This is a genomic window from Rhodovulum viride (assembly GCF_003265965.1).
Taxonomy (GTDB): Bacteria; Pseudomonadota; Alphaproteobacteria; order Rhodobacterales; family Rhodobacteraceae; genus Rhodovulum; species Rhodovulum kholense.
The window spans coordinates 191,531-213,117 of sequence record NZ_MUAV01000005.1 but is presented as its reverse complement, the minus strand read 5'-3'; the positions used below and the strand labels follow the sequence as shown (position 1 = coordinate 213,117).

Sequence of the window (21,587 nt, the reverse complement as noted above, 5' to 3'; positions counted from 1 at the left end):
TGGGCCGCGCTTCTCGCCTTCCGGCAGCGTAGCACGGTTCTTGCCGATGACGATGGAAAACCGGGGCGGGACAAAAGGGTTCCGCCCCGAGCCCCTTTTGCAGATCAGCCGCGCTGCGCCAGCAGGCGGATCAGGGCACGCGGTTCGGGCGGAGGCGCCTGCTCGATCCGGCGATAGTCCGACCCGTCGCGCTGGCGGGTCACCAGCCCGGTCTCGAAGAGGTCGCGACGCAGCAGCGCGGCATCGCCGAAGAGGTGCCAGGCGTTCAGCCGCTCGTTCACCTGCCGCTCGGTCCAGGTCTGGCCCGCAGGCAGCCGCGCCCAGAGCGCCCAGAGACACAACACCTGCATCGCCCGCCGCGACGGCCAGCGCACGAGCCGCCCGTTTTCGTCGAAATGGGTCAGCGTCCGTTCGATCCGGCGGTGATCGACGGGGGCCGGATCGGGCACGGGCGCGGGTGCCGCGTCGGTCAGCCGGTCTTCGGCCAGCCGGTCGGCGCGCAGATGCTGAAAGTTGCGAAACCCGCCCGCGCGGGCCAGCATGTTCATCAGGCTCAGATGCGACGGCGCGGACTCGGCCGCGCGCAACTGATGCGCCAAGGCGCGGGAAAAGGCGGAAATGTCCTCGATCGCGAGGGGAATGGAAGGTCTGGTCATGGTCTCGGTCCCGATGTGCCGAAATCCGGATCGCTGGTCGCTGGCTTACGACGGGGCACAGGAAGGAAACCAGATGAGTGCCGAGTGACGGGCAGGTTCAGCTTGCCCCTGGGGCACAGCGACGCCTCGGTGAACTGCCGACCGTGCCCGGCACATATCACGGCGCCCGCTGCGGAACAACCCCGCCCAACCCCTGACGGATCGCCGCGACCGTGTGCCGGAGCCCGGGCGACAGCCGCTTGTCGCGCCGAAGCTGCAAGGCCAGCTGGCGGCCCAGCGGCGGGTCCAGCGGCTGCACCGCCAGCCCGCCCGAAGCGCCCGGCCGCGCCACCGACGAGGCTGGCAGGATCGACCAGCCAAGCCCCGCCGCGACCAGCTCCTTGGCGGCCTCGACGCTTTCCAGTTCCATGATCGGCGCGGGCCGCAGCCCGGCCGCACGGAACCAGCCGTCGATCAGAAGCCGGGTGTGGCCCGCGCTGTCGTAAAGGATCAGCGGCCGGGCGGCCATCGCCTGCGGCGTGGCCGGCGCCCCGGCATCGGCGGCCGGGCCCACCGCCAGCAGCGCCTCGTCGCAAAGCGGGCTTGTCTCCAGCGCCCGGCCCGCCGCGGGCAGGGTGACGATGGCAAGATCCAGCAGGTTCTGTTCCAGAAGCCGCTGGATTTCCGTGCTGTTGCCGGTGCGGACGACGAAATCGAGCCCGGGAAAGGCGCGCTTGAGCCGCCCCAGCACCGGCGGCAGCAGATGAATGCAGGCGGTCGCCCCGGTGCCGATCCGGACCCGCCCGGCGCGGCCGTCGCGATGCGGCTCGACGGCCTCGCGCACCGCGTCCAGTTCCTCGCCGATCCGCCGCGCGCCCCCGATCACGATCTGCCCGGCTTCGGTCGGCCGCACCCGCTTGCCCACCCGTTCCAGCAGCCGCACCCCGAAATGCCGTTCCAGCTGGCGGACCTGCTGACTGACCGCGGGCTGCGAAATCCCGGCCTTCTCGGCCGCGGCCGAAAAGCTGCCCAGCGCCGCGACATCGGCGAAAGTGGCAAGATGCAGAAGGTTGAGCGACTGGGCCAAGGTTTTCCTTATGCTTTGAATAAACGCCATAGCATTTTCTTTGTCTCTCCGGGATGCCATTCTCTGTCTCACCCAGACCCGGAGACCACGATGACGATCAAGCCTGCCCCTCTCGGCCCCCTGACCCTTGGCGACTGCACCCCGGAGGACCTGCCCGGCGTGCAGGCCATCTATGCCGAGGCGGTGCGCACCGGCACCGCCAGTTTCGAGCTGGACCCGCCCGATCTGGACGAGATGCGCGCGCGCTGGCAAGCGGTGATCGGCGCGGGCTATCCTTGGCTGGTGGCGCGGGCGGGAGACCGGGTGGCGGGCTATGCCTATGCCAACACCTTCCGCCCGCGCCCGGCCTATCGCGGTACGGTCGAGAATTCGGTCTATGTCGACGACGCGTTCCGCGGCCAGGGCATCGGCGGCGCGCTGATGCGCGCGTTGCTGGCGCGCTGCGAGGCGGCCGGGTTCCGGCAGATGGTCGCGGTGATCGGGGATTCGCAGAACCTAGGGTCGATCGCGCTGCACCGGGCGCTGGGCTTCGAGGATGCGGGCGTGCTGCGCTCGGTCGGCTGGAAGCACGGGCGCTGGCTCGATTCCGTGCATATGCAGAAGCCTCTCGGCCCCGGTGACACCGCGACGTTCGAAGCCTAGGCCGGTGATCGGCCGCCCGACCGCCGCCGCGGTGGGGCTGACCCAGATGGTGAACTGGGGCATCTCCTACTATGCCGTGGGGGTCTTCGCGCCGGTCATCGCCGCCGATCTGGGCTGGTCGCTGGCGCGCGCCCATGCCGGGTTCTCGCTGGCGCTGATCGCCATGGCGGTTTCGTCGGGCGCTGCCGGACGGCTGGTCGCGGCCCGGGGCCGACAGGCGCTGGCGGCGGGCTCGGTCCTTCTGGCGCTGGGGCTTGCGATGCTTGGCACAAGCGCGACCTTCCCCATCTATGCCGCGGGCTGGATCGTGGCCGGGCTCGGCATGCGGCTATGCCTTTACGAGGCCGCCTTCGCGGCACTGGTCCGCGCGGGCAGAACCGGCGCGCGGCGCGCCCTGTCGCAGGTCACGCTTCTGGGCGGGCTCGCCTCGACCGTCTTCTGGCCGCTGGGCCATCTGCTGGCCGAAACCCTGGGCTGGCGCGGCGGGCTTCTGGTCTATGCCGGGCTCGCGCTGGCGGTGGCGCCGCTGTACCTGACGATCCCGTCCGGCCCCGCGCCGACCCCGGCGGTCCTTGCCGCGGCCGGGCGCGCGGCCGGACCGGTGCGGCCCGCTGCGGCCATTGGCTTCGCCGTGCTGGTCGCGGCCTCGGCCTTTCTCAGTTCGGGGCTCTCGGCCCACCTGATCGGCCTTCTGGGCGCGCTGGGTCTGCCGGTCGCCGCGGCGGTCGGGCTGGCGGCGCTGCCCGGGCTGGCGCAATCGGGCGCCCGGCTTGCCGAGACGCTGGCCGGGCACCGGATCGGACCGCTGGGGCTGGGCGTGCTGGCCTCGGGCGTGCTGACGGCCGGGATGGCGGCAGGCCTGGCCGTGACCGGGCCGGGCGCCGCCGCGCTGGCCTTCGTGCTGGCCTATGGCGCAGGCAACGGCGTGCTGACCGTGGTGCGCGGCGCGCAACCCATGGTTCTGTTCCCGCTGGCCCGCTATGCCGAGATCTCGGGGCGGCTGGTCGCGCCCTCGTTCCTGGCCGCGGCGCTCGCCCCTCCGGCCTATGCCGCCGCGATCGAGATCTGGGGTGCACGCGCCGCAATGGGGCTGAGCTTCGGGCTGGCGCTGGCGACCTTCGCCGCCGCCTGGGCGCTTTGGGCGCGGATCGGCCCCGCCGCCGAACCGGGTCTTCCGGCCCGAGACCCGGACCCGGCGCGCCGGAGAACGGCGCGCTCCCCCTCCCTTTGGCTGCTTGCAACATGGGGTCAGCCGGGTATGCTCGACGGTGCGGGATCAGAGAAAGACGCAAAAAGCGCAGGCCGGACCCCGCAGTAACCCCCGATGCATCGGGGAGTAACGGGGAGGAGACCCATGACTGACACGTCCACCATGAATCGCCGTTCGTTCCTCAAGCGCAGCGCGCTGGCGGGCGGCGTCGCCGGGACCGGCGCGCTGGCCGCGCCCGCTGTGCTGGCCCAGGCGCCGATCGTGCTGAAGATGCAGACCTCCTGGGGCGCATCGAACATCTGGGACGAATTCGCCAAGGACTATGCCCGCCGGGTCGAGGAAATGTCGGGCGGGCGGCTCAAGATCGATGTACTGCCCGCGGGCGCCGTGGTCTCGGCCTTCCAGGTGATGGACGCGGTCAATGACGGGGTTCTGGATGCCTCGCATTCGGTCTGCGCCTACTGGTACGGCAAGAACAAGGCGGCGTCCCTGTTCGGCACCGGGCCGGTCTTCGGCGGCTCGGCCACCACGATGCTCAGCTGGTTCTACGCGGGCGGCGGCGACGAGTTGTTCCGCGAGCTGACGCAGGACGTGATGGGGCTGGACGTGGTGGGCTTTCTGGGCTTTCCGATGTTCGCCCAGCCCTTCGGCTGGTTCAAGGGCGAGGTCAACACCGTCGCCGACCTGCAGGGCTTCAAGTACCGCACGGTGGGGCTGGCCGCCGACCTGATGGCCAAGATGGGCATGTCGGTCGCCCAGCTTCCGGGCGGCGAGCTGGTGCCCGCGATGGAACGCGGCGTGATCGACGCCTTCGAGTTCAACAACCCCTCGTCCGACAAGGATTTCGGCGCGCAGGACGTGGCCAAGAACTATTACCTCGCCTCCTATCACCAGGCCTCGGAGAGCTTCGAGTTCCTGTTCAACCGGCCCTTCTTCGAGGATCTGGACCCCGACCTGCAGGCGATCCTGCGCTATGGCGTCGAGGCAGCCTCGACCGCCAATACCGCGAAGGCGATGGACCGCTATTCGGCCGACCTGCAATGGCTGCAGGACGAGGCGGGCGTCACCGTGCACCGGACCTCGAAAGAGATCCTCGACGCCCAGCTCAAGGCCTGGGACGAGCTGATCCCCGAGCTCGAGCAGGACGCCTTCATGAAGAAATGCCTCGACAGCCAGCGCGCCTGGGTCGAGCGCGTGACCTTCTTCGAGGTGATGAACTCGCCCGATTACACGCTGGCCTACGACCACTATTTCCCGGGCCGGCTCAAGCTCTGACCCGGACCCCGGTCCAGTGCCCCCGGCGGCCACCGCCCCGGGGGTTTTTCATGCGCCACAGGAGAGGCCCATGATCGGTTTCATACGTTTCGCCGACGCACTGTCGGCCTGGTTCGGCAAGACCTTCGCCTGGCTGATCGTGCTGATGGCTCTCGGCACCGGCTACGAGGTCTTCGTGCGCTACGTCCTGAACAGCCCGACCGCCTGGGCGCTGGACGTGTCCTTCATCATGTACGGGACGCTCTTCATGATGGGCGGGGCCTATACGCTGTCGCGGGGGGGCCATGTGCGGGGCGACTTCCTCTATCGGCTGTGGCAGCCCCGGACCCAGGCCATGGTCGATCTGGTGCTGTACCTCATCGCCTTCTTTCCGGGCGTGCTGGCGCTGATCTTCGCGGGCTGGAAATACGCCGCCCGGTCCTGGCGCTATGGCGAGGTCTCGGTGAACAGCCCGGCCGGCATCCCGATCTACCAGTTCAAGACCGTGATCGTGGTCGCGGGCGTGCTTCTGTTCATCCAGGGCATCGCCCAGGTGATGCGCTGCCTCCTCGCGATCCGCACCAACGAGTGGCTCGAGGCCGACGAGGACATCTTCGAGACCGAGGACATCCTGATGCGCGAGGCCGACAAGGCCGAGAGGGGCCCCCATATATGACCGACCCGCAGATCGCCCTGATCCAGCTCGGGCTTTTCATCGTTTTCGTGTTCCTCGGGTTCCCGATCGCCTTCACCCTGATGGCCATGGGCATCGGCTTCGGCTATTTCGCCTATTTCGACGCGGGCCGGATGTGGCGCGCCTTCGACCGGCTGGACGAGACCGCCGGGACATGGACCCAGATCACCACCTGGATCGAGGGACTCTTCAACAACCGCATCTTCGATCTTTTCGTGAACCAGACCTATACGGTGATGTCGAACGAGGTGCTGACGGCGGTGCCGCTGTTCCTGTTCATGGGCTACATCGTCGAGCGCGCGAATATCGTCGACCGGCTGTTTTCGACGCTCAACATCGCCTCGAAGAACATCCCCGGCTCGATGGGGGTGGCGGCGCTGATCACCTGCGCGCTGTTCGCGACCGCGACCGGCATCGTCGGCGCGGTGGTCACGCTGATGGGGCTTCTGGCGCTGCCCGCGATGCTGCGCGCACGCTACGACCCGGCCTTTGCCAGCGGCATCATCTGCGCGGGCGGCACGCTGGGTATCCTGATCCCGCCCTCGATCATGCTGATCGTCTATGCCGCCGCCACCAATGTCTCGATCGTGCGGCTTTACGCGGGCGCGCTGCTGCCCGGACTGACGCTGGTCGGGCTGTATCTCTTCTACGTCGTGGGCCGGTCCATCCTGCAGCCCTCGGTCGCCCCGCGTCCGACCGAGGACGAAATCCCCGACGTGCCCCTGGGTCGGCTGCTGTGGATGATCGTGACCTCTTTCCTGCCGCTCGCGGTGCTGATCGCGGCGGTGCTGGGCTCGATCCTCTTCGGGCTGGCGACACCGACCGAGGCCGCCTCGGTCGGCGCGCTGGGGGGGCTGGCGCTGGCCCTCATCTACCGCGCGCTCAGCTGGCAGAGGCTGCGCGAAAGCGTCTATCTGACGGTCCGCACCACGGCGATGGTCTGCTGGCTTTTCGTCGGGTCCTACACCTTCTCGGCGGTGTTCTCCTATCTGGGCGGCGAGCAGGTGATCGGCCAGTTCGTCGAGGGCCTGAACCTGACGCCCGTGCAGTTCCTGATCCTCGCCCAGCTGATCATCTTCCTTCTGGGCTGGCCGCTCGAATGGTCCGAGATCATCATCATCTTCGTGCCGATCTTCCTGCCGCTGCTGGCGCATTTCGAGATCGACCCGCTTTTCTTCGGCATCCTCGTGGCGCTGAACCTGCAGACGAGCTTCCTGACCCCGCCAATGGCAATGTCAGCCTACTACCTCAAGGGCATCGCGCCCCCCGAGGTGCGGCTGACCCAGATCTTCCGGGGCGTGATGCCCTTCCTCGTCTGCGTGCTGATCTCGATGGTGTTGATGTACGTCTTTCCGCAGATCGTCTACCTTCTGCCCGAACTGGTTTACGGATGAGGGCGCGCGCATGAAGGATCTCGACACACCGGTGGAGCTGGGCGCGGTCGAGTTGCGCGACCGGCTGGCCTCGGGCGCGCTTTCGGCGCTCGATCTGGTCGAGGCCTGCCTGGCCCGCATCGCCGCGCGCGAGCCCGAGATCGGCGCCTGGGCCTGGATCGACCCCGATTACGCTCGCGAGCAGGCCCGCAGGCTCGATGCGCACCGCGTCTCGGGCCGGGCGCTGGGGCCGCTTCATGGCCTGCCGGTGGGTCTGAAGGACGTCATCGACACCGCCCGCATCCCGACCGAAAACGGCTGCGCGCTCGATGCAGGCCGGGTGCCCGCGCGCGACGCCTTCGTGGTCGAGCGGCTGCGGGCGGCGGGCGCGCTGATCCTTGGCAAGACAGTGACGACGGAACTGGCCTTCCTGCATCCGGGCAAGACCCGGAACCCGCACAACCCGGCCCACACCCCGGGCGGGTCGTCCAGCGGCTCGGCCGCGGCGGTGGCCGATGCGATGGTGCCGCTGTCCATAGGCACCCAGACCGGCGGGTCGGTGATCCGCCCGGCGGCCTTCTGCGGCGTCACGGGCTACAAGCCGACCTTCGGCGCCATCCCCCGGCGCGGAGTGCAAATGCAGTCGCACACGCTCGACACGCTGGGCGTCTTCGCCACCGACCCGCTGGGCGCGGCGCTGGTCGCCGAGGCGCTGTTCGGCTTCGACGAGACCGACCCGTCCACGGCGCCGGCCCCGGCGCCGCGCCTGCTGGACACCGCCCGCAGCGCGCCACCGCTGCCGCCGGTCTTTGCCTTCGTCAAGCCGCCGGGCTGGGACCGGGCGGATGCGGAAACCCATGCCGCCTTTGCCGAACTGACTGCGGCCCTAGGCGATCAGGCCTTCGAGGTCGCCCTGCCCACGGCCTTCGAAGAGGCCGCCGCCCAGCGCGCCCGGATCAACATGGCCGAGATGGCGCGCTATCATTACCGCTATGTCCGCGACGGGCTGGACCGGCTGGGCGCCGAGACCCGCGATGCGCTGGAAGAAGGCGCCCGGATCCCCGCCCGCGACTACCTCGCCGCGCTCGACTGGCCGAAGGTCCTGAACGCAGGTCTGGACGAGCTCTTCACCCGCTGCGATGCGATCCTCTGCCCCGCCACGCTGGGACCCGCCCCGGAGGGCATCGGCGCGACCGGCGATCCGATCTTCAACGGGCTCTGGACGCTGTGCGGCACGCCCGCGGTCACGGTGCCGGTCCTGACCGCCGGAAACGGCCTGCCGATGGGGGTGCAGCTTGTCGGCCCCCGCGGCGACGACGCGCGGCTTCTGCGGACCGCGCACTGGCTTTACGGCTGGGCCGGGGCCTGAGCCCCGCCACCGCCCCCAAGGGAAAGGAGCCCCGATGGACCGCCTGATCGCCGCCTTCGCCTTCGCCGTCTTCCTCGGTTTCGTCGGCATTCTCGCCCTTGAGGTGCCGCATGTCGATCTTTGGGCGGTGATCGCGATCACCGTCGCGCTGGTTGCCGCCGATCTGGTGTTCGCGATCTTCCAGCCGCGCGACTGACCGTCCCAACCCCTTGGCAAAAAACATCTTTCTCCCTGACGATACCGACAAACGTTGGATATGCCGGCCCCAGGCCGCGTGCTAGGCTTTGTCAGGCCCGCAGGGGAGGATCGCGGGCCGGAAACGGGGAGAACCCCGAAGGGAGGAGACATGAAGACCACCTTGATCGGCGCGGCTGCGGCGGCCGTGCTTGCCATGCCGGCCTTCGCCCAGGGCGCGGACGTGCCCGACAATCTGGAAAAGCTGGGCAATTTCCAGACCACCGGCACCACCGAATTCACCTATGTCCCGCAAGAGGGCGCCTTTGCCGACGGGATCCGCAAGACGCTCGAGCGGATCACGCTGCCCGAGGGCTTCAGGATCGGGCTTTATGCCGTGGTGCCGGATGCCCGTCACATGGCGGTCGGCCCGCAGGGCATCGTCACCTTCGTCGGCACCCGCAAGGACAAGGTCTGGGCGGTCACCGACCGCAACAAGGACCGGGTCGCCGACGAGGTGAAGGACTTTGCGCCCTCGCTGAAATTCGCGATCCCGAACGGGCCCTGCTTTTCGAAGGACGGGTTTCTCTACATCGCCGAACAGAACCGCGTGCTGCTGTTCCCGGCGGCCGAGTTCTTCTACGAAAGCCCCGATGTCGCGGCCTTCAACCTGGTCAAGCAGGGCGAGCTGATCCCGCCCGAAGAGGAAAGCTACAACCACACCGCGCGGGTCTGCAAGATCGGCCCGGACGGCAAGATCTACATCTCGCTCGGCCAGCCCTTCAACGTCGCGCCGCCGGAAAAGCTGGACCTTTACCGCGAGGTGGGGATCGGCGGCATCATCCGGATGAATACCGACGGCACCGGGCGCGAGGTCTATACCTATGGCATCCGCAACTCGGTCGGGCATGATTTCGACCCGGAAACCGGCGATCTGTGGTTCACCGACAATCAGGTCGACGGCATGGGCGACGATATTCCGCCCGGCGAGCTGAACCACCAGACCGAGATGGGCCAGCATTTCGGCGCGCCCTGGTATGGCGGGGGCGATGTGCGCACCAACGAATATGCGGGCCAGGACGTGCCCTATGACGTGGTGATGCCCGCGGTCGAGATGACGGCCCATGCCGCCGATCTGGGCATGACCTTCTATTCCGGCAGCATGTTCCCGGAAGAATACCGGGGCGCGATCTTCTCGGCCCAGCACGGGTCGTGGAACCGCACGACGCCGGTCGGGGCGCGGGTCATGGTGAGCCATGTGGCCGAGGACGGCACCGCGACCTCGGAACCCTTCGCCGAAGGCTGGATCGACGAGAACGGCGAATATCTGGGCCGGCCGGTCGATGTGGCGCAGCTGCGTGACGGGTCGATCCTGGTCTCGGACGATCTGGCGGGGGCGATCTACCGCATCTGGTATGAGGGGATGTGATGAAGGGCCTTTCGGCCCTGGCGCTGGGCGGGCTGATGCTCGCCGGCGCCGCCTTCGGCGATGCGCCCCCCGGCGATCTCGAGGCCGGGCGCAAGGTGGCCGGGCTTTGCCGGGTCTGCCACGGGTTGCAGGGCGTGGCCCAGGTGCCGATCGCCCCGCATATCGCGGGCGAGCCGGTCAGCTATATCACCCGGCAGCTGGCCGCCTTCCGGTCGGGCGCGCGCGAGCACGAGATGATGACCGTGGTCGCGCGCGGGCTGACCGACACCCAGATCGCCGATGTCGCCACCTGGTATTCCGCCCATACCGCCCGCGCCAGCCTGCCGCCGGGCGCCGACGGCTCGGCCGCACCCGCGCTTTGCGTCACCTGTCACGGCGAGACCGGCATCGCGGTCAATCCCGACGCCCCCAATCTGGCGGCCGAGACCAACATCTATCTCGCCACCCAGCTCAAGGCGTTCCGGTCGGGCAAGCGCCGCCACGAGATCATGTCCGGGATCGCCGCCAACCTGACCGACGACGAGATCCGCGCCTATGCCGACTGGTATGCGGCGATGCAGCTGGAGGTGACCGAGCCGGGCGCCCCCGGCCCCTGCGGCGCGGCATGCTAGCCCCCCAAGCTGACCGGGACCTGAAGACCCAACCCCTTGTCTCTACACAATGAATTGCCTTGCACGGGGGTTTGGGCGGGCGCAGGTTGCGCCCGTTCCGGCGCCGGGGTCAGACCCCGTGCCGCCCGCCCAGTCAACCGCCCAGCAAGGAGACGGAAATGTCCGAGACCAACGCCAGCGACCCCGCCAGCCCCGAGGCCTATTCCTTCCGACAGAAACTCGCGCATTGGGGCGTGGTCGTCCTCGTCGCGGCGCAATACCTGGTCTTCGATTCCATCGGCCGCGATTTCGGCCGCGGCATGAAGACCGGCGAATGGGTCTATTCGCCCGCCGCCACCGGCCACATCCTTTTCGGCTTTGCGATCCTCGCGCTGATGGTCTGGCGGCTCAAGCTGCGCCGCGACGAGGGTGTTCCTGCCCTGCCCGCCGCCGAACCCGGCTGGGCCGCGACGCTGGCCCGCCTGACGCATGGCGCCTTCTACCTGATGCTGCTGGCGATGCCGCTGGTCGGCGCGGCGGCCTGGTACCTGCAATCGGGCAGCGCGGCCGAGATGCACGAGGCGGCGGCGAACCTGCTGATGGCGCTGATCGCGGTCCATGTCGGGGCCGTGGCCGTGCACCAGTTCCGGTGGAAAAGCAGCATCCTCAGCCGGATGATGTGACCCGGAGCGCGCCTCCCGCGCCGACCGCTCCCTGACCGGCAGGGAAGGCGTGGCGCGGCCCGCGGGCCGATCTCTCTCCCCCGGGCCGCGCGTATCCCGTCAGGCCGAAAGAGCCGCTTCAAGCCGGACCCATTCGGCCTCGGACCCGGGCAGGCCCAGCCGCAGCCAGGTTGCCGAATAGGGAAAGATCCGCGACCAGATCCGCGCGCGCCCCAGCCGCGCCTGTGCCGCCCCGGCATCGCCCGTGTCGTAAAGACGAAACAGCGCTGTGCCGCCCAAAGGCCACCATCCCGCCGCCTCGGCCAGCGCGTCGGCCCGGGCCGTTTCCGCCATCAGCCGCGCCCGGCTGGCCTCTCGCCACCCCGCATCGGCCAGCGCCAGCGCCCCCGCCTCAAGCGCCGGTCCCGAGACCGCCCAGGGCCCCGCCCGGCTTGCCATCGGCGCGATCAGCGGCTCCGGCCCCAGCACAAAGCCCAGCCGAAGCCCCGCAAGCCCGTAGAACTTGCCGAAGGACCGCAGCACCAGCACATTGCCCGGGCAAGCCCCCGGCAGCAGCGACAGCGCGGGATGCGGATCGGCGAAGCTTTCGTCGACGACCAGCACGCCCACCGTCCCGGCGATCCGCACCAGCGCCTCGGGGGACAGGCGCCGCCCGTCGGGATTGTTGGGGTTCACGATCACCGCCAACCCGGCCCCGGCCAGCGTCCCGGAGTCAGAGACCGTCTCTGCCGCACGGCCCACCGCCTCGAAGGCGCCAGCATATTCGTTATAGGTGGGGCCAAGCACCCGCACCGGCCCCTCGGGCGCGATGACGGGCAAAAGCTGAATCGCCGCCTGCGCGCCCGCCAGCGGCAGCAGCGGCCAGCCGGTGCCATAGGCACCGCGCGCCGCCCCGGTCAGGCGGTCCATCGCGGCCCGGCCCGGCAGGTCGCGCAGCGCCGAGGCCGAGGCCGGCGGCGCCGGATAGGGCACCCGGTTGATGCCGGTCGAGAGGTCGATCCAGTCGCCGGGCGCCCCGCCGAACCGCTTGATCGCCCCCGTTAGATCGCCCCCGTGATCGCGTCCGCCTGCCACCTCTACCCTCCAAACGCCCAGACCAGCGCCGCCAGCCCCAGCGCCAGCACCGCCATCGCCTGCAGATAAAGTCCAAGCCCCCGCCACAGGTCGCGCGGCTCCGGGTCGGGCGCACCCGCGTTCAGCCAGGGCTCGTCGCTGACCCTGTCGCCATAGATCCGCGGCCCCGAGAGCCGCAGCCCAAGCCCGCCCGCCATCGCCGCCTCGGGCCAGCCGGCATTGGGCGAGCGATGCGCGCCCGCGTCCCGCGCCATCGTCTTCGCCGCCCGGACCGGGTGCCGCGCCACAAGGCAGAACAGCGCGCCGGTCAGCCGCGCGGGCAGCAGGTTGGCCAGATCGTCCAGCCGCGCCGCGACCCGGCCGAAATCCTCATAGCGGTCGTTGCGGTGCCCGATCATGCTGTCGAGCGTGTTCACCGCCTTGTAGCCCGCGATCCCCGGCAGACCCAGCAGCACACCCCAGAAGACCGGCGCGACGATGCCGTCCGACGCATTCTCGGCCAGGCTTTCCAGTGCCGCCCGGGCCATCCCCGCGCGGTCGAGCCGCGCCGGATCGCGCCCGACGATCATCGACACGGCCTCGCGCGCGCCCGCCAGATCGCCCGCCGCCAGCGGCCGCGCGACCCGGGCCACATGATCGAAAAGGCTACGCGTGGCCACCAGCGGCGCGGCCAAAAGCCCGGTCAGGACCGCGCCCGGCCAGCCGCCGGGCAGAACCGAGGCCAGCGCCCAGGCGGGCAGGACCGCCGCCGCGACCGTGACCACGACCGTCAGCCCACCCAGCCGCCTGCGGGTTGCGGGCGCGGCGCCGGGGCGGTTCAGCCGCATTTCAAGCCCCGAGATCAGCGCGCCGATCCAGGTCACCGGATGGCCGATCCGGGCATGAAGCCTGTCCGGCCAGCCGACAGCCCCCTCGACCGCAAGCGCCACCAGCATCGCCGCCGCACTCATCGTCCGCCTCCTGTCCTGAACCGCAGCACCCGGCCAAGCCCCGCCGCACGCAGCGCCGCCTCGGCCTGCCGGGGCGCCTCGCCCGGCGCAAACAGCAGGCCCAGCGCCGTGCCGGTATGGGCCGCCACCAGCCCGAGCGCGCCCAGATCGCGCCCCAGCGCCCAGATCGGCGCGGGGTCCGGACCACCGCGCAGCGCATGACAGCGCCGGGCGCTTTCGGTCGCCAGCCGCGCCCGGCCGGCGCGATCCGGCGTGACGCGCCAGGCCGCGACCAGATCCGAGATATCGGCAAAGTCGGTATCGGCCGGGTCCGTGCGCCGCCCCGGCCCCGCAAAGCCGCCGACGATCTCGAAGCCCGGCCCGGGGGCCACACGGCCCAGCACCCGCGCCGCGCGCGGCGCCCAAAGCAGCGCCTCGGGGACGGGATGCATCAGCGGATCGGTCGCGCCCTCCAGCGCCAGACAAAGGGCTGCCTCGGTGTCTGGCGACAGCGCCATGGGCGCGAGACAGCGGATCGCCGCCAGCAGCGCCGCGCTCGAGGCACCCGCCCCGCCGCCGGGCGGCATCGCCGCAGACACCCGCAAACGCCCCGGCGCGATCCCGAAAAGCCGCGCCAGACGCGCCACCTGCCCCGGCGCCAGCACCGGCCGCCCGCCCTGCCAGAGCCCCGCCATCCGCCCCGGATGCCAGACCGCGCGAACCTCCAGCGCCGGACAAGGCACGGTGACCAGCGCGATAGGGCCGTCGGCGCCCAGCCGCCCCTGAAGGAACTCGCCGAAATGACCCGCCACCCGGGCGCCGCGGCAGGCCGGACCGGGACGGGATCGGGAAACGGGACGCAGGACAGGCGGGCTAGCGGGCATCGGACCAATCGGGCGGCGGAACCGGCCTTCGCAATGGCATTCCCGGCGCGGGGATGCAACGGGCACGGCCCGCCAGGGCCCCAACCCGCGAAGCGGTGCGGCTGCAGGGATGCGCAAAGCCCGGCCGTGTGCGGAGACCGGCCGAAGGCGAGGCGCTTCTGGCGCGACCCCCCGATTGGGGCACCCCGATTGTCTCTCCGACGACACTCGCGCCAGATCGACCGTCCCCGCGAAAACCTTCCCATCCGAACGGCGCGGGTCCGCAGCGCAGAAACCGGGCGTCACACGCATGCGAAAACACGCGCCGGGCCAGACCACGGTCTCAGGCTTTTTCATCTTCGAAACAATTGTATGAACCGAGGCTTCTCTGGTCCGCGCCGCGACCGGCAGACGCGAACGGGGGCCAAACGGCGCCACATTGCCTCATTTTTGATCGGCATCGGCAGAGACCTGCTTCATCAATTGGCCAGGCGCGCTACAATCTTGAAGCGAGGTGATGTGTATGCGTTAACCTTGCCGTCGAAATACCCATGCGCTATCCGAAGTTGCGAAAAGCGCATTTCAGTTCTTTCTTTGCCGGACCGGAGCCGAATGATCAGCCGCCACTCCATCGGATCTGAAATCGCCGACGACCGCGTTTCCTGCGTGACCGGGTATTCCGCGATCCTTCCCGGCGCGGACGGGATCGACGCGGTCTGGCGGGTGCTGAGCGAGGGCCGCTGCACAATCTCGGACATGCCCGAGGACCGCTGGAGCAAGGCACGCTGGATGTCGCCCGAGCCCGGGCTGGCCGGGCACAGCTATTCGCAGCGCGCCGGGATCGTCGCGACGGCCTTCGATTTCGACGCCGGATGCTTCGGCATCACCCCGCGCGAGGCCGAGCAGATGGACCCGCAGCAGCGCCTGCTGCTGGAAGTGACGGCGCGGGCCTTCGATCATGCCGGAATCGACCCCGCGGCGGTCGCGCCCGAGCGCGTGGGCGTCTTTATCGGCGCGGCTTCGCTCGATCATTCGACGACCATGTTGCAAGACCCCGACATGGCCGGGCCGCAATACATGCTGGGCAATACCGGCTCGATCATGGCCAACCGGATCTCGCATCTGTGGAACCTGCAAGGGCCGAGCTACATCGTCGACACCGCCTGTTCCTCGGGGCTGTTCGCGCTGGACCAGGCACGGCGGGCCATCGCCTCGGGGCAGATCGACACCGCCATCGTCGGCGGCGTCAACCTGCTTTTGTCGCCGATGCCCTTTGTCGGTTTCTCGCAGGCGGGCATGCTGTCGCCGCAGGGGCTGTGCCGGGCCTTTGCCAAGGGCGCCGACGGCTATGTGCGCAGCGAGGGCGCGGTGGCTTTCGTTCTGGAACGGCTGACGACCGCGCAGGCCGCAGGGCGGCGTGTCCGGTCGGTGCTGGTGGCGACCGCGGTCAATTCCGCCGGACGCACCCCCGGCATCGCGCTGCCCTCGGCCGACCGGCAGGCCGCGCTGATCGAGGCGGCCCTGGCCGAGGCGGGCTATGACCCCGACGCGCTGGCCTTTGTCGAGGCGCATGGCACCGGCACCGCCGTCGGCGACCCGCGCGAGGCCGATGCCATCGGCCGGGTCTATGGCCGCCGCCGGGCGCTGCCGCTGCCGATCGGATCGGCCAAAAGCAATTTCGGCCATCTCGAACCCGCCTCGGGGCTTGTCGGGCTGCTGAAGGCGCAGATGGCCCTGGACCGCCAGACGATCCCGGCGACGCTCCATTGCGACGAACCGAACCCGGAAATCGACTTTGCCGGGCTCAACCTCGATGTCGCGCGCTCGGCCCGGGCGCTGCCGCCGGCGGGTCGGCCCTGGCTGGCCGCGGTCAACTCCTTCGGTTTCGGCGGCGCCAACGCCCATGCGGTGATCCGCCAGCCCCGGCCCGAGGAAAACGCCCCCGATGCCGAGGCCGCGAGGCTGCCGCCCGCATTGCTTCTGTCCGCAGCCAGCGAGGCCGCACTGACCGAGCTCGCCCGGTCCTGGCACGCGCTGGCCGAGGCGGCCCCGGCCGATCTGGGCGCGCGGATCGCCACCGCGAACTGGCGCCGCGCGCGCCACCGCCATCGCCTGTGCTTGCCTGCGGCGAGCGCCGATGCCCTGGCGGACGGGCTGGGGGCGTGGCTGGGCGACGCGCGGAGGGCCGCGCCGGGCGCCAGCGCCGAAACGACGCTGCGCGACGCGCCGCTGGCCTTCGTCTATGCCGGGAACGGCGCGATGTGGGCGGGCGCCGCCCGGACCCTGATGGAAACCGACGCCACCTTCCGCACTGTCTTTTCCGAGATCGCAGCGGACTTCGCGGCGCTCGGAATCCCGGGCCTTGCCGACAGGCTGGCCGATCCCGATCTCGAGGCGAGGCTGGGCGAGGCCGAGGTGGCGCAGCCCCTGACCTTCGCGATCCAGGTCGCGCTGACCGAGGCGCTGGCCGAGGCCGGGCTGCGGCCGGGTGCCGTTCTGGGCCATTCGATGGGCGAGGTCGCCGCGGCCATCGCGGCCGGACGGATCGCCCGCGACGACGGCCTCCGGATCATCGCGCATCGCTCGCGCGCCTTCGAGCCCCTGCGCGGCAAGGGCGGCATGGCGGCCTTCGCCGCCCCCCGCGACCGGATCGAGGCGCTGATTGCCGATCACGGGCTGGCCGCCGAAGTCTCGGCCGAGAACGCCCCCGAAAGCATCACCGTCAGCGGCACCGGGGACGCGCTGAAGGCGCTGGCGCGCATCGCCCGCAGCCATCGCATCGCCGGCCGCATCCTGCCGATTTCCTATCCCTATCACTCGGCAGCGGTCGAAACGCTGCGGCCCGCCCTGACTCGCGGCCTGGCCCGGATCGCGCCCCAGCCCGGCAGCGTTCCGTTCTATTCGGGCTGGGACGGCACCCGCTATGACGCGCCGCTCGACGGGGTCTACTGGTGGCGCAACGCCCGCCTGCCGGTGGCCTTCCGCGAGGGCGTCCGGGCGATGGCCGAGGACGGCATCCGGGTCTTCCTGGAAATCTCGCCGCGCACGGTTCTGCGCACCTATCTGCGCGACACCCTGGCCGAGCTCGACTGCGAGACCCGGGTGCTGGAAAGCCTCGATAGCGCCCGGTCCGAAGAGCGCGACGCGGGCAGCATCGCCCGCGCGGCACTGGTGGCGGGCGGGGCGGTCGACCGCTCCCGCGTGCTGGGCCCCGAACGGCCGGTGGCCGACGGGGTGCCCGACTATCCCTTCGACCGCCAGACCTACCGGCTGGACAGCCCGGTTGCGGCCGACATCTTCCACCGCCGTCCGCAGCATCCCTTGCTTGGCGCCCGCCTGCGCCCCGACAGCGCCGAATGGGAGGGCGAGATCGCCCTGGCCCGCATCCCCTGGCTGGCCGATCACCGGGTCGGCGGCCGCGTGCTGCTGCCCGCCACCGCCATGGTCGAGATGTTCGCCCATGCCGGCTGCGAGATCCTGAAATCCGACGAGATCGAGCTGCGCGACGTCGAATTCCTGCGCCCTCTGGAATTGCCCGAAAAGGGCGCCGTGCCGGTCCGGCTGGTCCATGAACCGACGGCCCGGCGGCTGCGGATCGAGGCGGGCGGGCCGCGCGCCTGGGCGCCGGTGGCCGTGGCCCGACTGTTCGCCGCGACCTGCACCCGCCCCGCGCCGGTGACCGCGCCCGAGGCGATGGGCGCGGCCGGACCGCTTTACGACGGGCTCAGGGCGGCCGGGCTGGACTATGGACCGGCCTTCGCCCGGGTCAGGGTGCTCGACCGCGACGGCCCGGCCGTTCGCATGACGCTGGCGCCCCGCGAAGGGGCGCCGGGCTTTCGCTTCGACCCGGCGCTGGCCGATGCGGGGCTGCATGGCGCGGTCCTGCTGCTTGAGGGCCGCGATGCCCGGCTGCGGGTGCCCGCCCGGATCGCCAAGGTGCGGGTCTGCGGGCCGGGCCAGATCATCTGCGCGCGGCTGAGCCGCGCGGGCGGCTGGGACGAAAGCCTGGCCTTCGATATGGTGCTGGCCGACGCGACCGGCACCGCGCTGCTGGCCTTCGAGGGGCTCCGGCTGAGGCCGCTGCCCACCGGGGCGGCCGAGCCGCACACCTATTGGGACGAACGGCTGGTGCCCCTTGCCGGAGGCGGCGCGGCCGGGATCGCCGCCGCTGCCGAGGCGGCCTGCCGTCCGGACCAGCCCCCCAGCGATGCCGATGTGCTGCGCGCGGCGCTTGGCAGCCGTCTGGCCTGGGACCGGGTCGCGACCGGCGCCGACCCGGCCGATCCGCGCCATGACATGGCCCGGCACTGGCTGGCATCGACCGGTCACGGAGAGGGCGCGCCGCAGCTTTCGGCCGACTGCCCCTGGCCCCCGACCGACGCACTTCTGGCGATGCTGCCCGAGGTCGCGCCCGGCGCCTCGGCCGAGCTGAAATCGGCGCTGGCCGCCGCCGCAGACGAAGAGCGCCCCGCCGACCCGCTGCCGCTGGCCGCGCGCACGCTGGAAACCCTTTTGGACGGCACCGCGCCCCTGGGCCGGATCGCGCTGGCGGGCGCGCTCGATCTGGGTCTGGTCGCGGCGGCGCTTAGGGCGGGTGCTCACGTCACCGTGCTGGCCGAGGATGGCGACGCGCTCGACCGGCTGCGGGCGCGGCTCGACACAAGGCTGCCCTTGCGGTTTCTCGCGCTGACCGAGGCCCGGGCCGCCGATGCCGCCGATCTGGTGCTGGGCTGCTGCCTTGCGCAAAGCCTTTCCCAGCGCGAAAGCGCCGGGCGGCTCGCGGCGATGGTTGCGCCCGGCGGCTCGCTGATCGCGGCCGAAGAGGCACCCGATCTTTTCGCACTGATGACGCTTAGGCATCGCGACGCCGACGCGCTCGACCGGCTGGAACGTGCCTTCCATGCCGCAGGGCTCGACACTGCCAGCGGCACCGCGCAGGGCTCCGAGGCGCTGAGACTGATCCGCGCCACCCGCCCCACCGCCCGCGCCGACGCCCGGCCCGCACTTGCCCTTACCGGCACCGGCCCGCTGGCCAAGGCGCTGGCCGCGCTGCCGCCGGGCTCCGATGCGCCGGTGGCACTCCATTGCACGGCGCTTGACGGCGACGACCCGCTGGCCGCCGCGCGGATCTTCCGCGATCTGCCCGAAACCGACGGCCCGCTTTGGATCGCGGTCGGGGGCACCGACCGTTGGGAGGAACTGACCGGCTGGCGCCGGGTCGTCGCCAACGAAACCGGCCGCGACATCCGCCTGATCTGCGCCGACAGCGACATCGCGCCCCAGCGGATCGCGGCGCTGGCCGCGACCTCGCCCGAGGCCGAGATCCGCCTGACCGCCACGGGCGCCGCCGCGCCGCGCGTCGTGCCGGTCAAGCCGCTGGCCCCTGAGGCCGGCCCGCGCCGCCTGGTGGCCGAGCGCCGGGGCGTGGCGCTCGACGGTCTGGTCTGGGCCAAACTGCCCGACCGACCGCTGCAACCGACCGAGGTCGAGATCGAGGCGGTGGCTTCGGGGCTCAACTTCCGCGATGTGATGTGGGCGCAGGGCGTGCTGCCCCCCGAGGCGCTGGAGGCCGGATTCTCGGGTCCCTGCCTCGGCATGGAATGCGCGGGCGTGGTGACCCGCGCGGGCGCCCGGGCCGGGCTGAGCCCCGGCGACCGGGTGATCGCGATGGCGCCCCATGCGATGGCCAACCGGGTGATCACCCGGGCCGAGGCGGTGATGCCGCTGCCCGAGACGGTCGATCTGGAAACCGCCGCCGGGCTGCCGGTGGTCTTCGTCACCGCCGATTACGCGCTGACCGAGGTGGCCCGGCTTGCCCCCGGCGAAACGGTTCTGGTGCATGGCGGCGCGGGCGGCGTCGGGCTTGCGGCGTTGCAGGTCGCCCGGCGGCTTGGCGCCCGGGTCTTCGCCACGGCGGGCAGCCCCGCCAAGCGGCGGCTGGTGACGGCGATGGGCGCCGAGGCGGTGTTCGACAGCCGCAGCCCCGGTTTCGAGGACGCGGTGATGGCCGCGACCGGCGGGCGCGGGGTCGATGTGGTGCTGAATTCGCTGGCGGGCGAGGCGATGGAACGCTCGCTGGCCTGCCTCGTGCCCTTCGGCCGCTTCGTCGAACTGGGCAAGCGCGACCTTTACGAAAACAACGTCATCGCGCTGCATGCCATGCGCAACAATATCGGCTTTCATGCGGTCGATGCCGACCAGTTGCTGCTGCACCGGCCCGATGCGGCGCGGCGCACACTTGAACGCCTGCGCGAGACCTTCGCCGAGGGGGTCTATCAGCCACTGCCGGTCACTGCCTACCCGGCCGAGGACGTGGCCGAAGCGATCCGCACGATGCAGCGCGCGGCCCATGTCGGCAAGATCGTGTTGTGCGCGCCGAAAGACCGGGGCCCGGCCCGCCCGGCGGCCGCACCGATCCGGGGCGGCTGGCTGGTCGTGGGCGGCACCCGGGGCTTCGGGCTGGAAACCGCGCGCTGGCTGGCCGCGCAGGGCGCCGAGCACCTGTGGCTGATGAGCCGGAGCGGCGCGGTCGCGCCCGAAACGCTGGAGGGCCTCGGCGTCCCGGCCGAGGCGCTGGCCTGCGACGTGACCGATACCGCCGCGCTTGACGCGGCGCTGGCGCAGATCCGCACGGCAGAGGTGCCGCTGCGCGGGGTGGTCCATGCCGCCGCGATCTTCGACGACGCGCTTCTGGCCGATCTCGACGAGACGCGACTGGCGGCGGTGCTGAGGCCGAAGCTTGTCGGCGGTCAGATCCTTGACCGGCTGACGCGCGGCGATGCGCTCGATCACTTCTGGGTCTTCAGTTCCATCGCGGCGCGGTTCGGCAACCCCGCGCAGGCGCCCTATGTGGCGGCCAACCGGGGGCTCGAGGGCCTTGCCCGCGCGCGGCACGAAGCCGGTCTGCCGGGGCTGGCCATCGCCTGGGGGCCGATTGCCGATGCGGGCTATCTGGCGCGCGAAACCGGGCTGCGCGAGGCGCTGGCCAAGCGGCTGCCGCCGATGACGACCGAAGCCGCTTTGCGCCGTCTGGGCCAGGTGCTGGCCGCCGGGGCCTCAGGCCCGACCCTGACCGTCGCCCCGATGGACTGGTCGCGCATGGCCGGCACGCTGCCGGTGCTGGGCAGCCCGCTGTTCGACCTGATCGACATCCGGGCCAGCGCCGCCGGACCCGGCAGCTTCGATCTGGCCGCGCTGCTGCAGGCCAAGGGGCCAAAGGAGGCGCGCAAGGTGCTGACCCGGCTGCTGGTCGAGGAGGCGGCCCAGCTGATGCGCGCGGCGCCGGGCGACATCGACCCGCGCCAGCCGCTGGAGCTGATGGGCTTCGACAGCCTGATGGCGATCAACCTGCGCATGGCCGCCGAAGAGCGGCTGGGCGTGACCGTGCCGGTCATGTCGATCGACGAGGGGCTGACGCTGACCGGGCTCGTCAACCGGATCATAGAGGCCAGCGGCGCCCCCGAGGCCGAGGATGCCGTGGTCGAGGAAATGGCCCGCCGTCACCTGGCCGACGGGACGCTCGACAAGGGCCAGCTGGACGAGATCAGGAAGCTCGCTCAGGGCAGTTCGGGAGGCCGTTGA

General features: G+C 70.9%; 16 protein-coding genes. 11 read left to right on the top strand and 5 right to left on the bottom strand.

Annotation, left to right across the window (positions count from 1 at the left end):
- Positions 1 to 104: 104 nt before the first annotated feature.
- Together BYZ73_RS06210 and BYZ73_RS06205 are read right to left on the bottom strand one after the other, a co-directional pair.
- Positions 105 to 656: a DUF2087 domain-containing protein gene (locus BYZ73_RS06210; protein ID WP_112315295.1), complete on the bottom strand. Its 552-nt coding sequence runs from the start codon at positions 654 to 656 to the stop codon at positions 105 to 107.
- Positions 657 to 813: 157 nt separating this feature from the next.
- Positions 814 to 1,722 carry a LysR family transcriptional regulator gene (locus BYZ73_RS06205; RefSeq protein ID WP_220086794.1) on the bottom strand — a complete coding sequence of 303 codons (909 nt, stop codon included), beginning with the start codon at positions 1,720 to 1,722 and terminating at the stop codon, positions 814 to 816.
- Positions 1,723 to 1,812: 90 nt separating this feature from the next.
- On the opposite strand from BYZ73_RS06205, the gene BYZ73_RS06200 reads away from it, so the two are divergent.
- From BYZ73_RS06200 to BYZ73_RS06160, 10 genes are all read left to right on the top strand, one after another.
- Positions 1,813 to 2,364 carry a GNAT family N-acetyltransferase gene (locus BYZ73_RS06200; RefSeq protein ID WP_112315293.1) on the top strand — a complete coding sequence of 184 codons (552 nt, stop codon included), beginning with the start codon at positions 1,813 to 1,815 and terminating at the stop codon, positions 2,362 to 2,364.
- Between the two features lie 4 nt (positions 2,365 to 2,368).
- Positions 2,369 to 3,682, top strand: coding sequence for an MFS transporter (locus BYZ73_RS06195; protein WP_112315292.1), 1,314 nt, complete (start codon positions 2,369 to 2,371; stop codon positions 3,680 to 3,682).
- 36 nt (positions 3,683 to 3,718) lie between these two features.
- Positions 3,719 to 4,849, top strand: coding sequence for a TRAP transporter substrate-binding protein (locus BYZ73_RS06190; RefSeq protein WP_112315291.1), 1,131 nt, complete (start codon positions 3,719 to 3,721; stop codon positions 4,847 to 4,849).
- A 70-nt stretch (positions 4,850 to 4,919) separates the two neighbouring features.
- Positions 4,920 to 5,504 carry a TRAP transporter small permease subunit gene (locus BYZ73_RS06185; RefSeq protein WP_108025894.1) on the top strand — a complete coding sequence of 195 codons (585 nt, stop codon included), beginning with the start codon at positions 4,920 to 4,922 and terminating at the stop codon, positions 5,502 to 5,504.
- Complete coding sequence (locus tag BYZ73_RS06180) at positions 5,501 to 6,916, top strand: TRAP transporter large permease (protein WP_112315290.1); 1,416 nt, start codon at positions 5,501 to 5,503, stop codon at positions 6,914 to 6,916. The genes BYZ73_RS06185 and BYZ73_RS06180 overlap by 4 nt, the downstream gene beginning before the upstream one ends.
- A 10-nt stretch (positions 6,917 to 6,926) precedes the next feature.
- Entirely contained in the window at positions 6,927 to 8,264 is a 1,338-nt protein-coding gene (locus BYZ73_RS06175) for an amidase (protein WP_112315289.1), read from the top strand.
- A gap of 34 nt (positions 8,265 to 8,298) precedes the next feature.
- Complete coding sequence (locus BYZ73_RS22690; protein ID WP_181497978.1) at positions 8,299 to 8,460, top strand: hypothetical protein; 162 nt, start codon at positions 8,299 to 8,301, stop codon at positions 8,458 to 8,460.
- A gap of 150 nt (positions 8,461 to 8,610) precedes the next feature.
- Positions 8,611 to 9,867: a PQQ-dependent sugar dehydrogenase gene (locus BYZ73_RS06170; RefSeq protein ID WP_112315288.1), complete on the top strand. Its 1,257-nt coding sequence runs from the start codon at positions 8,611 to 8,613 to the stop codon at positions 9,865 to 9,867.
- The gene (locus BYZ73_RS06165) at positions 9,867 to 10,478 is read left to right on the top strand and encodes a c-type cytochrome (RefSeq protein ID WP_112315287.1); all 612 of its coding nucleotides are present in this window, start codon (positions 9,867 to 9,869) and stop codon (positions 10,476 to 10,478) included. Before BYZ73_RS06170 ends, BYZ73_RS06165 begins: the two co-directional genes overlap by 1 nt.
- A gap of 158 nt (positions 10,479 to 10,636) precedes the next feature.
- Complete coding sequence (locus tag BYZ73_RS06160) at positions 10,637 to 11,140, top strand: cytochrome b (protein ID WP_112315286.1); 504 nt, start codon at positions 10,637 to 10,639, stop codon at positions 11,138 to 11,140.
- A 99-nt stretch (positions 11,141 to 11,239) separates the two neighbouring features.
- Here BYZ73_RS06160 and BYZ73_RS06155 read toward each other — a convergent pair whose 3' ends face one another.
- From BYZ73_RS06155 to BYZ73_RS06145, 3 genes are read right to left on the bottom strand one after another with little or no spacing between them, the layout of a single operon-like run.
- Complete coding sequence (locus tag BYZ73_RS06155) at positions 11,240 to 12,214, bottom strand: threonine-phosphate decarboxylase (protein WP_112315285.1); 975 nt, start codon at positions 12,212 to 12,214, stop codon at positions 11,240 to 11,242.
- A gap of 2 nt (positions 12,215 to 12,216) precedes the next feature.
- Positions 12,217 to 13,164, bottom strand: coding sequence for an adenosylcobinamide-phosphate synthase CbiB (cbiB, locus tag BYZ73_RS06150; protein WP_112315284.1), 948 nt, complete (start codon positions 13,162 to 13,164; stop codon positions 12,217 to 12,219).
- Entirely contained in the window at positions 13,161 to 13,955 is a 795-nt protein-coding gene (locus BYZ73_RS06145; protein WP_245943064.1) for a propanediol utilization protein, read from the bottom strand. Before BYZ73_RS06145 ends, cbiB begins: the two co-directional genes overlap by 4 nt.
- 717 nt (positions 13,956 to 14,672) lie before the next feature.
- Here BYZ73_RS06145 and BYZ73_RS06140 point away from each other — a divergent pair.
- Positions 14,673 to 21,587, top strand: coding sequence for a type I polyketide synthase (locus BYZ73_RS06140; protein ID WP_181497977.1), 6,915 nt, complete (start codon positions 14,673 to 14,675; stop codon positions 21,585 to 21,587).